This is a genomic window from Streptomyces netropsis (assembly GCF_014203545.1).
In the GTDB taxonomy this organism is placed as follows: domain Bacteria; phylum Actinomycetota; class Actinomycetes; order Streptomycetales; family Streptomycetaceae; genus Streptomyces; species Streptomyces netropsis.
This window is the reverse complement of record NZ_JACHJG010000019.1, coordinates 96,867-109,420: the sequence shown is the minus strand read 5'-3', so window position 1 is coordinate 109,420 and position 12,554 is coordinate 96,867. Positions and strand designations below refer to the sequence as shown.

15 protein-coding genes and 2 pseudogenes are annotated in these 12,554 nt (G+C 70.2%); 4 read left to right on the top strand and 13 right to left on the bottom strand.

The genetic code is table 11. The features are described from left to right. Positions 1-71: 71 nt before the first annotated feature. Entirely contained in the window at positions 72-845 is a 774-nt protein-coding gene (locus FHS38_RS35800; RefSeq protein ID WP_373301866.1) for an aminoglycoside adenylyltransferase family protein, read from the top strand. On the opposite strand, the gene FHS38_RS32295 is transcribed toward FHS38_RS35800, so the two are convergent. Then, on the bottom strand, positions 811-1,821 hold the full coding sequence (locus FHS38_RS32295; RefSeq protein ID WP_229822836.1) for a tyrosine-type recombinase/integrase: 1,011 nt from the start codon (positions 1,819-1,821) through the stop codon (positions 811-813). The genes FHS38_RS35800 and FHS38_RS32295 overlap by 35 nt on opposite strands. A gap of 276 nt (positions 1,822-2,097) precedes the next feature. Here FHS38_RS32295 and FHS38_RS32290 point away from each other — a divergent pair, with 276 nt between their 5' ends. Then, on the top strand, positions 2,098-3,387 hold the full coding sequence (locus FHS38_RS32290) for a M48 family metallopeptidase (RefSeq protein ID WP_184739679.1): 1,290 nt from the start codon (positions 2,098-2,100) through the stop codon (positions 3,385-3,387). A gap of 60 nt (positions 3,388-3,447) precedes the next feature. Next, positions 3,448-3,744: pseudogene (locus tag FHS38_RS35795) on the top strand (dienelactone hydrolase family protein); the annotation flags it as partial. A 285-nt stretch (positions 3,745-4,029) separates the two neighbouring features. On the opposite strand, the gene FHS38_RS32280 reads toward FHS38_RS35795, so the two are convergent. The 10 genes and pseudogenes from FHS38_RS32280 to FHS38_RS32235 all read right to left on the bottom strand — a co-directional run bounded on the left by FHS38_RS32280 (position 4,030) and on the right by FHS38_RS32235 (position 9,712). Then, positions 4,030-5,280, bottom strand: a complete 1,251-nt coding sequence (locus tag FHS38_RS32280; protein WP_268246246.1) for a serine/threonine-protein kinase — start codon at positions 5,278-5,280, stop codon at positions 4,030-4,032. Between the two features lie 314 nt (positions 5,281-5,594). Further along, positions 5,595-5,747: pseudogene (locus FHS38_RS32275) on the bottom strand (AAA family ATPase); the annotation flags it as partial. Then, complete coding sequence (locus tag FHS38_RS32270) at positions 5,744-5,959, bottom strand: hypothetical protein (protein WP_184739673.1); 216 nt, start codon at positions 5,957-5,959, stop codon at positions 5,744-5,746. The gene FHS38_RS32270 and the pseudogene FHS38_RS32275, both read right to left, overlap by 4 nt. Further along, entirely contained in the window at positions 5,959-6,414 is a 456-nt protein-coding gene (locus FHS38_RS32265) for a Pycsar system effector family protein (RefSeq protein ID WP_184739671.1), read from the bottom strand. The genes FHS38_RS32270 and FHS38_RS32265 overlap by 1 nt, the downstream gene beginning before the upstream one ends. Positions 6,415-6,473: 59 nt before the next feature. Next, the gene (locus FHS38_RS32260; protein ID WP_184739670.1) at positions 6,474-6,758 is read right to left on the bottom strand and encodes a hypothetical protein; all 285 of its coding nucleotides are present in this window, start codon (positions 6,756-6,758) and stop codon (positions 6,474-6,476) included. 4 nt (positions 6,759-6,762) lie between these two features. After that, positions 6,763-7,293: a hypothetical protein gene (locus FHS38_RS32255; RefSeq protein ID WP_184739668.1), complete on the bottom strand. Its 531-nt coding sequence runs from the start codon at positions 7,291-7,293 to the stop codon at positions 6,763-6,765. Positions 7,294-7,322: 29 nt separating this feature from the next. After that, complete coding sequence (locus FHS38_RS35790; protein WP_229822838.1) at positions 7,323-7,580, bottom strand: RRQRL motif-containing zinc-binding protein; 258 nt, start codon at positions 7,578-7,580, stop codon at positions 7,323-7,325. Between the two features lie 462 nt (positions 7,581-8,042). Then, a complete protein-coding gene (locus tag FHS38_RS32245; protein WP_184739666.1) occupies positions 8,043-8,288 on the bottom strand; it encodes a hypothetical protein in 246 nt (81 codons plus the stop codon). An 80-nt stretch (positions 8,289-8,368) separates the two neighbouring features. Next, positions 8,369-9,169 (bottom strand): hypothetical protein, encoded by an 801-nt coding sequence (locus tag FHS38_RS32240; protein ID WP_184739664.1) that lies wholly within the window; start codon positions 9,167-9,169, stop codon positions 8,369-8,371. 48 nt (positions 9,170-9,217) lie between these two features. Next, positions 9,218-9,712 (bottom strand): hypothetical protein, encoded by a 495-nt coding sequence (locus tag FHS38_RS32235; protein ID WP_184739742.1) that lies wholly within the window; start codon positions 9,710-9,712, stop codon positions 9,218-9,220. Positions 9,713-9,938: 226 nt separating this feature from the next. On the opposite strand from FHS38_RS32235, the gene FHS38_RS32230 reads away from it, so the two are divergent. Then, positions 9,939-10,100: a hypothetical protein gene (locus tag FHS38_RS32230; RefSeq protein WP_169808276.1), complete on the top strand. Its 162-nt coding sequence runs from the start codon at positions 9,939-9,941 to the stop codon at positions 10,098-10,100. Between the two features lies 1 nt (position 10,101). Here the strand turns inward: FHS38_RS32230 and FHS38_RS32225 are convergent, their stop codons facing one another. Together FHS38_RS32225 and FHS38_RS32220 are read right to left on the bottom strand one after the other, a co-directional pair. After that, positions 10,102-10,290, bottom strand: a complete 189-nt coding sequence (locus FHS38_RS32225; RefSeq protein WP_184739662.1) for a hypothetical protein — start codon at positions 10,288-10,290, stop codon at positions 10,102-10,104. A 76-nt stretch (positions 10,291-10,366) separates the two neighbouring features. Further along, positions 10,367-12,508 (bottom strand): chromosome segregation protein ParM, encoded by a 2,142-nt coding sequence (locus FHS38_RS32220; RefSeq protein WP_184739660.1) that lies wholly within the window; start codon positions 12,506-12,508, stop codon positions 10,367-10,369. Between the last annotated feature and the right edge of the window lie 46 nt (positions 12,509-12,554).

The following is a 12,554-nucleotide window of genomic DNA, read 5'->3' as shown; positions in this document are numbered from 1 at the left end:
CGGGCTTCACCTTCGTCGGCCAGATCCGGGAACAGGACGGCACCGTCTACGACCGTTATGAGCGCCCCCTACTGCTGGGGCAGCTTGAGCAGACCGTCGAGCTGGTCGGGGACATCGTGGGGCCGGAGCTAGTGGGAACGTATCTTCATGGCTCCTCGGTCCTTGGTGGCCTCTGCCCCGCCAGTGACCTGGACGTCCTCGTCGTGACACAGGCGAGTCTGGGTGAGAGCCAGCGGCGATCCCTGGTCAAGGGACTGCTGGAGATCTCCGGCCTGACGCCCGAGGTCCGGCCGGTGGAGCTCACCGTCGTTGTCCAGTCAGACGTCAGACCGTGGCGGTTTCCTCCGATCGGGGACTTCCTCTGGGGCGAGTGGCTGCGCGAAGACTCCCTGGCGGGCAGCATTCCGCAGCCCGAACCCATTCCGGATCTGGCCCTCGTACTCACGGTGCTCCTCGCCGGTGACCGCCCCCTGACGGGGCCGCGCCCTGCCGAGGTGCTGGCCCCCGTGCCACACGCCGACCTCCTGCGGGCGAGCGTGGGGGATGTCCCCGAGCTCCTGGCGAAGCTGGACGAGGACACCCGGAACGTCCTGCTGACGCTCGCCCGCATCTGGTCCACCCTCGTCACGGGGGAGATCAGGGCGAAGGACGACGCCGCCGACTGGGCTCTCGCCCGGCTGCCCGTGGAGCACCGCCCTGTCTTGGAGCATGCGCGGGATCTGTACCGGACCTGCCACTACCAGGACGAGACCTGGAGCGAACAGCTGAGGTCACAGGTCCGCCCGCACGTCGACGCTGTCCTCGCCCGCATCAACCCTCTGGCGCAGAAGGCCCTCGGTCGGTGAAGAGAGGCATGCCGAGGTCGACCAGTTCCGGCCGGCCATCGGTCGGGGTCCGTTTGAGGCTGTTGAGCTTGGCGGTCGCGGCGTCGAGGCTGACTTGAAGTCCTTCGACTTCGCCGAGCCAGCCGTTGGCACGGGCCTCTCGGATGCGTTCGCGGAGGTTCTGGATGATCTCCACAAGCCGTGATCGTTGCCGCGGGTCGATCTGGAGGACCGGGCACCGGATGCAGGCGTGCTCGTGCTTGCAAGGAGTTCCGTAGGGCCGGCCGCAGGTCCCGAGGGAGACCTTGCGGAGTTCGAAGTGCTGCTGGAAGTCGTGCCACTCCGCCGCGGTCGGCTCGCGATATTCCTCCTGGGGGCGCTCAGCCCGGCGCCGGTCGAGGAAGCCTCGGTAGGTGCGTACCAGGTCGTCCTGGAAGACGGCGAGGTACGCCTGGGTGGTGGTCAGTGTTTTGTGACCGAGGATGCGGGCTGCGATGTGAACGGGCAGTCCGCCGGTCACGGCCTCGGTCGCGAACATCCTTCGGAAGTCGTGCGGTGTGTAGCGCAGCGGCTCGCCGGCCTGGTCGCGTAGTCCGGTGGCCTCCAGGGTCCGGTCCAGGGCGCGCTTGATGCCAGCCTCGCTCATGACCTGCGGCTGCCAGTAGGGGCGGCGCTGGAACAGGTGCGGCAGCTGGGGGCCCGTGACGCGCTCGTGTGAGTCGTAGCGGGAGATCAGCGGGACCTTCCCGCCGTTGGCGTCACGCAGGCGCTTGATGACTGTGGCCAGGACGCTGGCCAGTTCGGGGCTGACCAGCAGTAGCCGTTCCTCGTTGCTCTTGGAAGGAACGATCTGGAGGAGAGGGACGACCTCGTTGGTGTCGGCCAGTTTGTAGGAGACCAGCGCGAGGTGGGTGAGCTCGGTCAGTCCTTCGGCGCGAACTCCGGTGTGCCGTAGCGTCTCGATGATCGCCCAGGCCCAGAAGGCGTCATCCTCCACGAGGCTCTGGTTGATCCTTCGTTCGGTGCTGTCGACCTCCTTGATGAAGACGCGCAGAGTGTGCGGTTCGCCGATGGGGCCGACTGATGAAGAACGGCGGCATTGAAGGCGGGGTACTCCCCTGAACGGGCACCGCGTTGGGGGCTTTGCAGCCTCTACAGCTGACGGGCCACCGCAGGATGAGCGCTGCTTTACCCGGACGCAGTCGCGTGATCAGATCTCCTCGTCGTGATCAGGCGGCCCTGGGGAGGGGCCGCGGGGGAGAGGAGTGCCTTCATGCGTACTGCCGCAGAAGAGACGACGCAGCCGTGCCCGGAATGTGGTGCGGAAGTCCGCGGGGACAGCCGGTTCACTATCTGGTGCGCCGCCTGCGACTGGAACGTGGACCCGCAAGAACAGCAAGAGACCCAGGGGCGGCTGGAAAGAGCACAGCGCGTCTTGGCCCGGCGGCACGGCGAGAAGCTGCTGGCCGAGGTACTGCATGGAAGGGTCCTGCACGCACGGCGGGACGCCGCGGCGGTCCTCGCTTACGCGATCGCCCTCGCGGTGCACAGCGTCACCGTGGCACTGATCGCGAGCGGCATCTACTGTGTCGTACGCGGCTGGGGTGGCGTGATGATGCTGCCGGGCCTGTTCCTCCTGGTGGTGGCAGCAGCTCTCAGACCGCGGTTACCTAAGCTGCCCGAGGACGAGCTGGTGCTGCAACGCGCTGACGCACCGGAGCTGTACGCGCTGATCGACGGGGTCGCCCAAGTGGTCGGTACTAGCGGCGTGGACGCTATCGCCGTCGGCAAGGAAGTCAACGCGAGCGTCATGTCCTACGGCGTGCGAGGACGCCGCTTGCTGACACTGGGCCTGCCGTTGTGGGAAGTACTCACACCACAGCAGAGGGTCGCCCTGCTCGGCCACGAGCTCGGACACTACGGCAACGGCGACACCCGGCACGCCACGGTCGTGGCGATGGCGTTGCGATCATTGACCACCTGGCGTTACTACTTCACACCAATCCAGCAGCCGTCCCCCGTCGAAATGGTCGTCAACCTGGCCTTCGTCATGCCCCGTCTGCTCGTTCAAGGCGTACTGATGCTGCTGGACCAGCTGACAATGCGGGCGACCCAGCGTGCCGAATACCTCGCCGACCGCGAGGCCGCCCGAGCCGCGTCCACCGAGGCCGCCGTGGCCCTCATGGACCAGCTGCTGGTCACGGATTCCCTCACCGTCCGACTCAGGCGGGAGACCAACAACGCCGCCTTGGCCGGACTGCGCTCCGCCCGCGAGGCCAAGGACCAAGCGGACGAGGTATGGACGCGGTTGACCACGCACATGGCCGCCATTCCGGACCACGAGTACGAGCGCAAGCGGCGTGTCGCGGCCCGACGCGGGCACAGCGTCGATGCAACTCATCCGCCCACCCACCTCAGGCGCGACTGCCTACTCGCTGGCACGCCTACGGAGGCAGCCGTACTTCTCGACGACAGCCGCCAGCAGCGAATCGCAGCAGAACTCGCCCGTGTGCGCAGCGAGGTGGCCTGGAGAATCGTCCGCGACGGCATCGAGACCCAGTGACCAGAGTCGGAGATTCTCTAGCACCGGGCCACTTTGTCGAGGATCCGTCGACGGTCATAGCGTCGCCGGGCCGATGCGCTCGCCGAGCTGGGTTACGTGGCGCTGGCCTTCGACCTCCACGGCGGGCGCTATTTGGGCGACCCCGAGCAGATGCTGGCCCGGTGCATGCCGCTGCTCGCCGACCCCGACCGGATGCGGGGGATCGGCCACGCGGCGCTTGACGTGTTGCACGCCTTCCACCACCCGCCGGTCGACCACCCCGTGGTCCCCAGCGTCGGCTTCCACCCACGGCACGCGCAGCGAGCCTGGCGCGACGTCATCGACCTGCTCGCCGAGTGCCTGCCCGTAACGGAGTGATCTGGTCATGACGGCCACGGGCACCTGTGCCCGGTCTGCTGCGGTGACTACCAGCCCCAGTGGTTCGCCGAAGAACAGATGACCATTCATCGGTTGCTCTCCTCGGGGTCGGATGGTGTGGCCGGTAGCTGCTGCGCGATGAGGTCGTCGATGTCCTGACCGTGCGGGTTCTGGTACGTGTCGATGGCGTCGCCCTTGCACACCACCAGCCCTATCTAGCTGGGGGAACCGGCGGGCCTGCACAGTTCAAGGCACGTGCCGTCGAGTCAGGCATGTGAGGCAGGTTCAGGAAGTGTTCAGTACCACTGCGTTCCACACTTCCCAGATCAGGGCCAGTGGGAGGAAGACGGGGAGAAAAACCCCGCCGATGATCAGGAAGGGCGGCTTGCCAGGGCCCTTCCATCGGTAGAACATCGCCGCCAGCCCGAAGAGCACCGCGACCAGAGCGGCGGCGAGGAGGGAAATAACGAGGACACTTCCGACATGTCTGCTTGTAATCGTCGTACTACGGAATGCAACGAGGCCGAGTCCGATCACGAGGAAGCAGCTGCCCGTGATCAGACGCCCTACACGCGCCACCCGGGACACCGGCGCTGCGGTTTCGGTCAGCGCAGCGGAGACGGCCGATGGCCCGCGGGAGTGCGGCGGCATGGGCATCGCCGCTGTGAGCGTGGGCGCGCCGGCGCGCAGTAGGGCCAGGGTGCTGTCAACATTCGGACGGTCTTCGGGGTTCTTGGCGAGGAGGGCGGTGATGAGGGAGGCGAGGACGGGGTCGGAGCGCTGCATCGGCGGGGGCTCGTGGAGGGCGACCGCGGCCATGGTGGCTCTGGGGGTCTCGCGTCGGAATGGGGAGACGCCCTCCACCGCCTCGTACAGGGTCGCCCCCAGCGAGAACAGGTCGCCGGCGGCCTGGTCCTGGGTGCCCTGGAGGCGTTCGGGGGCCATGTACTCGGCGGAGCCTATGACGCCTCCGGTGACGGTGAGTTTGGTGTCGGTCTCGTGGACGGCGATACCGAAGTCGGTGAGCAGCACCTGGCCGTCGTCAGTGAGCATCACGTTGGCCGGTTTGAGGTCGCGGTGCACGATCCCGGCGGCGTGGGCAGCCTTCAACGCCTTGAGCAGCGCGGCCGCGACCTCGGCTGCGCGCGGGACGGGCAGCGGCCCGTCCGTGCGCAGGCGCTCCTCCAGGGATCGCCCCTCGACCAGACGCATCACAATCCAGGGAGTGCCGTCTTCAACGACCACGTCATGGACAGCGACGATGTGTGGATGATCGCGCAGCTTGGCGGCGTTGCGGGCTTCACGCGCGGCCCGCACCACCCGCTCACGATGCTCGGCACCGGAAGCTGAGGCGGCCTGCTGCGGCAGCCACACCTCCTTGACAGCCACGTCGACGTCCAACATTTCGTCGTACGCCTTCCACACCCGCCCGAACCCGCCTGAGCCGAGTTGTCCGACAAGCCGGTACCGCCCGCCTACAACCCGCTCCGACCCCTCCTCCCGAGCTCCCAACGCCCCACCTCTCAACGAGTTCACCACCCCTGGCGGTCCTGACCGGAGCGGCCGTGTCGCGTATCAGACTCTCACTGACGCAGGTACTCGATGAGCCCTTTGGGCATGTTGGAGAGCCAAGTGCCGCGCCCACCGCAGACTCCGGTGGAGCAGAAGAAAGGCCCTGACGTATGTGCCGACCATGCCTCACTGATATCCGAGGGTCTGTGAGGCATGGTCGGCGGCGGCCTACATGCCTCACGTGCCTAACGCATTCTCGCGACACGAGATAGCGGTAGGGGCCAGAGCCTCGGCGAAATCACGCGGGGCTAGACACTCAACACGCTGGACTTGACAGAGGAGTCGTCGCTCACCGCTTCGCGCAGTGCGTCCAGGGACAGGACCTGGGAGGCGGACCAGGTGGTGGCCAGCGTCGACTTGCCCGCGCCGGAGGCCCCGATGAGGACTACGAGGCAGCTTTCCGGCAGCTCCGGATAGTTCAGCGAGGTCATTCGAGCTCTCCTTGCAGGTGAAGGGCGCGGGCAGCCCAGTTCATGCGCTGCCCGGCGTTGTCGGTGAGCAGGGCGGCGGCCTCGTGCAGGTAGCAGGAGGCGTCGCCGTCGCGGTCCGGCTCGATCAGTTGGAGGGCGAGCCGGGCGACTCTGGCCGGGGCGCGGACGCGGTCGGCGCACGCACGGGATGGCGCGGTCACCTCGGCTGCCATCACAGCGCGATGCCGGCGGCGGCCAGCGCGAGGAGGACCAGGGCGGTGAGGCTGAGGTCGACCGCGCGGCGCAGGTGGCGGTACTTGCGGACGGCGAGGATGGACAGGACCCGGATGGTGGCGGCGCGGGTGTCGGCTTCCATGCCGACGCGGATCTGGTCTTCGTCGAGCGTCGCCCAGTACGGGAAGGAAGCCCTGTCATGGCCCCGCAGGCGAGGCTTGACGACGAGGAGCAGCAGCGCGGCGGCGGTGCCCAGGGCGAGGCCGGCGAGCGCGCCGATCGCCTTGGGTGCGGCCGGCAGGTCCTTGTCGGCGACGGACGCGAGGCCGGCGAGCACCGCGCCGTTGAAGGCGAGCAGTAAGGACGCCTTGCTGTCCGTTCGCGCGATCTCATTGGCGACCGAGGCGCAGGCGGCGTCCAGGTTCTTGTCGGTGGCGGGGACCGTGACGGTCATGGGTGGTGGCTCTCCTTGTGGTGGCCGGGCGGGCCGCACGCGGCGGCCCGCCCGGGTGGTCAGAACGGGGGTTCGTCCGGCCAGGCCGGGACGGGCAGGAGCCGGATGCGCAGCTCGGGCCGGTTCGACCAGCAGCCGCACGCCTCCATCTCGGGGTTCGCGCCGTCGACCCACCAGCCGCCCGCGCCCCGGCAGTCGGGGCAGGAGCGGCGGGGCTGGGGCTTGAGCTCGATGCGGTGCCGTTCGGCGTACAGCCGCCAGTGGCCGGCCTCGAGGACGACGGCGGCTGCGGCGACCGCGAAGGGCACGGCGGCCGCGGCCAGCGCGACGGTGCGGATACGCACCGGGTCAGGGCCGGTCGAAGGGCTGCACGGCGAAGCGGGTGCCCTGACCGGAGCTGGTGGGCGTCGCGGTGAGGAAGCTGGGCTCGGTCTGTGCGAGGGAGGCCAGCAGCGCCTTGATCCAGTCGGTGGAGCGCTGGAGGTCGACGCGGAGCGCGTTGAAGTCGGCGAGGTGCACCGGACGCGGGATGGTGCCGTAGCGGTGTCGCCACAACCGGGTGCGGATCAGTTCGGCGGCCTCGGTGTCGTCGGGCCGGGCGGGCACGCCGCGCGGCATCGCCCGGCAGGCCGCGGCGTGGGTGTTGGCGGCCTTGGCGGCCTCTGCCTCCGGCATCGGGTTGTACGAGGCGTTCTGGTCCGCGCGGTAGGTGCAGCCCAGACAGGCGGCGGCGTAGTTCGCGGTGCCCCGACCGGCGTCGGCGGTGCAGACGAGGACGGTTGCGCCCTCCAGCGCCCGGTAACGCTGGGAGACGAGCGTGCCCTCCGGCGTCCAGGTTTCGGGCGCGGGGGTGGGGGCGGTACGGGTGAACAGAGCCACGGTGACTTCTCCTTCGAGCGGTTCGTTGATCAGGCGGCGAGCCGGTGGATGGCCGGGGCCGTGGAAGCGACGTAGGTGTCGGGGCTGGGCTCGTAGCCCTTGTCGCAGGGGTCGCAGCGGCCCTGGGTGCGCAGCGGGAGGCAGAAGAAGTAGCGCCTCCGGCACTCCGGGCAGGTGGACCGTGCGGCCATCGCCCGGTCCAGCGCCCATTCCTGCGCGAGTGTCGGCGTGCGCTTGGGCCGGGCGAGGTCCACGTTGTAGAGCCAGGCCCGGGTGGGTGGTTGCACGACTGGTCGGGCCGGTACGCGCAGTATTTGCAGCGCAAGACCGCGACCGGGGCGTGTCCGCCGGGGCTCAGGCCCCGCTCGCGCAGCTGGCGTCGGGTGACCAGGCCCTCGGGACAGGAGCGCCGGTCGAACTCCTCCAGCGTCGCGGTGCTGCGCGGCACCTTCTTGAGCTCGCGGCGCCGGCCCTTCTTCCGAGGGCGGGGCATCACCGGCTCCAGGTACCGGGGAGCCGGGCGGGGCGCTGCGGGTAGCGGGGGCCGGGACGCTGCGGGCGGGGCCGGCCGATCCGGCGGCGCGGGCGGGGAATGAGCACGAGCGGTTCCTCCAGTGGTTGGTGGACAGCGCTGCGCCCCGCCGACGTTGTGCTGGTGTCGGCGGGCCGCCACGTGCGGCCGGGCGGCCTGTCCGGTCCTCGCCCGGCCCGCGCGGGGCGGGTGGGCGAGGGCCAGGCAGGGCGTCAGGTCAGCGGGCGCGCAGTCGGCGGGTGGCCCACTGCCGCAGCCGGTCGAGGTGCGTGGGGTGGGTGTGCCGCCAGGCCGTGGGGAACACGGCATCCTCGGTGAGGAAGGACCGGGACGCGCCGCAGGTGCACATCCAGAAGTAGGGCTCGGGCCGGGTATCGTCGCGGATGGCGGTGACCTTGGCCTGGGCGCCGTCGTGGCGTCCGTGGAAGGTGCCGACCCGGAACTCGTTCTCCTTCAGCTGCATGAGGTGTCCTTCGTTCGCTGGCTCGCCCTGGTCGGGCGTGTGCCAGACAGTGGTGTCGGAGGGGGTGATGTGCGCCGGGGTCAGCGCTGGAGCGGGGGGACGTTGTCCGGTTCGTCGCCGTAGTCGTCACCGGCCGGGGCGGGGGCGGGGATCGTGGCGTGGAGGTGGACCGCCGGGTTGAACTGGTACTGCGGCGGGTGGTTGTGGACGATCGGCCGCAGGGTCAGGCCGCGCAGGGCGAAGATGCTGGCGAGCGCCCACATCAGGGCGGCCAGGCCGGTGGCGGCGGCGCGGCCGCCGGCCGGGGTGGCGGACCAGATCATGGCGAGGGAGCCGATCCCGAACAGCAGCCAGGCGATGCGGGCTCCGGCGTTGCCGAAGAACCCGCCGACCAGGCCGAGCAGCCCGGTCAGCTGCCAGAACGCGTACAGGGCGGCGGGGGCGACGGGCAGGTGCGCGGCCTGGTCGGCGAGGAACACCCTGATGGGGTGGTCGACCGTGCCCCACAGGCCGTTGCCGTCTCCGGCGCCGGACGCCGGGACGGCGGACAGGCCTTTGAGCGCGGCGGAGGTGATGTCGTCGGCGGCGTCCAGCATCAGCACGATGAGGCTGAGTCCGCCGAGCAGGACGACGGCCTTGATCCAGTTGGCGATCTCGTACCAGCTGACGTGCCGGGCCTGGAAGACCTCCTCCCACCGCTGGTGGAGGAAGCCGCCCTCCTTCCAGGACGTCTTCCACGCGGCGCGCAGCCACGCGAGCCGCCCGGCGCCGTGTTGGCCGTCCAGTGCGGGGGCCGGCGGCTGGGGCGGCAACTGGTTGAACAGGTCGAGGAAGGACGGGTTGTCCTGGCCGTTGGTCGGCTGCTTGTCGTTGTGGGTCATGGCGTGGCTGCTCCCTCTGCCGGTCGGGGGGTGATGGTGGTGGGCGGGTCAGTGGATCTCGTTGCGGGTGCGGGCGAAGAACGCGCCGCGGGTGGTGCTGTTGTTGTGGATCTCGGTGTGGTGGGTGACCGGGCCCTCGTAGACGTTCTTGGTGACGGCCGCGCGGGCCTTGCTGATCGCGCCGCCGAGGGCGGTGGCGGCCATGGCCAGGCCCGCGAACGGCAGGGTGACCATGAGGACCCCGGCGAGGCTGACGGAGGCCAGGCCCTGCAGGACGAGCCAGGCGCCGCAGCCGATGCCGGTGATCCCGGCGCCCACGCCGATGCTCGCGACGGCGATGCCGGCTGCCCAGGCCGGGACGATGCGGTGGTCGGGCTGCGGCACGGGCGGGGTGGTGCCGAAGGCCGGCGGTGCGGTGTCGTCGCGGTAGGAGGTGGGGTGCTGCCGGACGGGCCGGGCCGCCCACTCGTCGAGCAGGCGGCGGGCTTCGGCTGCGGCCTCGGACTCGGGCATGCCGGGCTGGGTGGTGTGCAGGGGGTCCATCGGGGGTTCTCCGATCACGCGGGAAAGGGGCGCGCCCTCCTGGCCGTGGTGGCTGGGAGGGCGCGTGGGGGAGTGGTCGCGCGCAGCGGGGAAGGGCGTCGCCGGAGTGGTGTCCGGCGGCGCCCTTCGGCGTTGTGCAGCAGGTGATTTGAGGCTGACGGGTGGGTAGTCACCGCACCGGCGCCCCGGGCATCCTCGATCCGGCAGACGCGGTGGAAGGAATCGGATGGAGTTCGTCTTCGATTGCGGTTGGTGCGGCGGGGACAATTACTTCGTCGGCAAGCAGGTCGGCTTCTGGGTCGACAAGTGGGAGATCCCGTCGGAGTGGGACTGCCGCTTCTGCGAGGGGCTCAACTACACGCCCGACCCGCCGTGGACCGAGGCGTAGGTCAGAAGCTGGCGAGTAGTCCGGCGAGCGCGGCCAGGCCGGTGTTGATGGCCGGGGCCAGGCCGGTGGCGGCGAGGGTGAAGCCGAACAGCGTGCAGGTCAGCGCGGGGCCGAAGCGGACGTGTCCGCCCTTGCCCAGGACGACGACGATGATGGCGAGCAGCGCGGCGGCGGAGATGGACAGGCCCACGACGGGGTGCTCCTTCACGAACAGTGGGGGGCCGGCCGCTGTTCGGGCGGGCCGGCCCGGGTGATGGGTGGGTGGTTCAGGCGTCGGTGAGGCTCTTGATGGCCTCCAGCGCCTGGCGGGGCGAGGTGACCTTCGGCTCGGCGCTGCGGCCGCTCTTGGAGCCGCGCCCGCCGCCCTTGCCGCCGCCTCCGCGCCGGCGGGGCTTGCCGTCGCCGTCGTCGTCCTCGTCGGGCTCGGGCCAGAACTCGCCGGGCCGCGGCTCGGGCTCGCTCCAGTCGAACCACAGGCCGAGCTTGGTCAGCTCGCTGATCTCATAGTCGGTGAGCCGGTTGATCTCGCTGGGGAACAGGTCGGCCAGGTCGTCGTCGAAGTCCACGTACAGCGCCTTCATCAGGACGGCCCGCCCGTTGTCGAGGACCACGACCGCGACACCGCCGGTGGAGACACCGTTCTCGGGTTCGGCCTCTCCGGCCATGGCCCGCTCGATCGCGCTGCCTTCCTTGGGGGCGTAGCGGGCGGGGATGGTCGGGACGTCGTAGGCGTTCTCCATGGTGCCCTCCGCCGCCTTGCGGGTGGCGCCGGGCGAACCCATGTTGAAGATGACCGGCCTCGAGTTCTGCCGGAGGTTGTCCTTCATCTCCGTGGAGAACCCGTTGTGCGCGAACGGGCTCTGTCCGGCCGGGTTGAATCCGATGCCGTACTTGAGGCCCATGACGGTCAGGGCGTCGCCGTCGGCCTGGATGAACTCGCCGTACTCGGGGTCCTGGCTCGCGGTCATGAACTCGTCGGCGTAGACGTTGAGCTGCTTGTAGGGGCAGCGCGGGTCGCCGGGCTTGTAGTCGTGCGGCTTGCCGTCGTGCGCCCACGGCATCTCCGCCCGGATCTGGCACAGGGCCTTGGCCGCGCGCAGCTGGCGGGCCATGTAGAGCGGGGTGATGCCCTGGCGGTCGATGTACTCACCGAGGGCGGTGGTCTTCTCGTCCTTGAAGCAGGACGACAGCCACACGATCTGTCCGGCGTTGGACTCGGCCACCATGGTGACGGCGAAGAACTGCGTCTTGCCGCCGCGGGTGACGCCGAGGACCAGGCCGTGCTTGGCGGCGTTCTTGTCGTGTTGGAACACGAAGTTGTGCACCGGCTGGCCGGTGATGCTGAACCCGCACACGTACATGCCCTTGGCGTCCGGGGTGAGCAGCTCGCGGGTGGCGGGGAACTTCGGGGACAGCGGCGGGGTGTCGAACACGCTGATCAGGAACTCGGCTCCTTCGACCAGGACGAAGACGCGGCTGTCGTCCTCGGGCAGGCCCAGGGCGCGGCAGAGCTTGGGCAGGTCGATGCGCGGGGTGTCGGTGGGGTCGGCCATCTTCGCCCGGTAGAACGCCACGCCGCGCTCGTTGTCGCGGGTGGTGTGGACCAGCTCGGAGCCGGGGGCGCCGCCCTTGGAGCTGGCGACCCGGTCCGTCCACTTCTCCTGGTCGGTCGGCTTGGTGCGGCGGCGCTGGTTGGCGTCGGGGGTGATGTGAGCCTCCATCCAGCCGGGGCCGCCCTGGCGGCCGGGCTGGATGGCGACCTCCGACAGCGCGACGTCGCTGGACGGCACCGCGAACGGGGCGGCGACCGCGGCCTCGGTGAGGCCGGTGATCGGCCGTCCGGTCTCCGAGGCGCGCAGCAGGATCGTCATGTCGTGCCGCTGCCCGGGGTGCCGGGTGGCCTTGACGACGTGGGTGCGGCCGGGCATCCCGGCGTTCTCCCACAGCATCCGCACCTCGCAGGTGAGCAGGTCCGCGCCGTCGTCCGGCACCGCCGGGGCTACCGGCTCGGGGATTTCGGCGGGCGCCGGCTGCGGGACGGGGGCGGCAAGGGCGGGACGGTGACGGCGGCGGGTGTGCCGGGAGTACGGCAGCACCAGCAGGCCGAGCGCCGCCCATCCGGCGGCGAGGAGGCCGTCCATCCCGTACGGGCCCCAGCCGACGGTGTTCTTGGCGGCGACGTCGATCGCGGCGGCGGCCACGAGCGGGGTCCAGCGCAGGATCTTGCGTCCGGCGCCGGGCTCGTCGCTCTTGGCGGCGAGGACCCAGCCGCCGATCCCGGCCGCGCCGGCGAGCTGCACGACCTGGTTGACGGGGCTGTCGGGGTAGAGGTTCGGGGTCACGGCCAGCACGGGCGCGGCGAGGGTGTAGGCGAGGCGTTCGAGCGTGACACTGCGCGGCGTGGCCACCGGCTTCTCCTTCGGGGCGAATAGGCACGGGCGGCCCTGCTGGTGT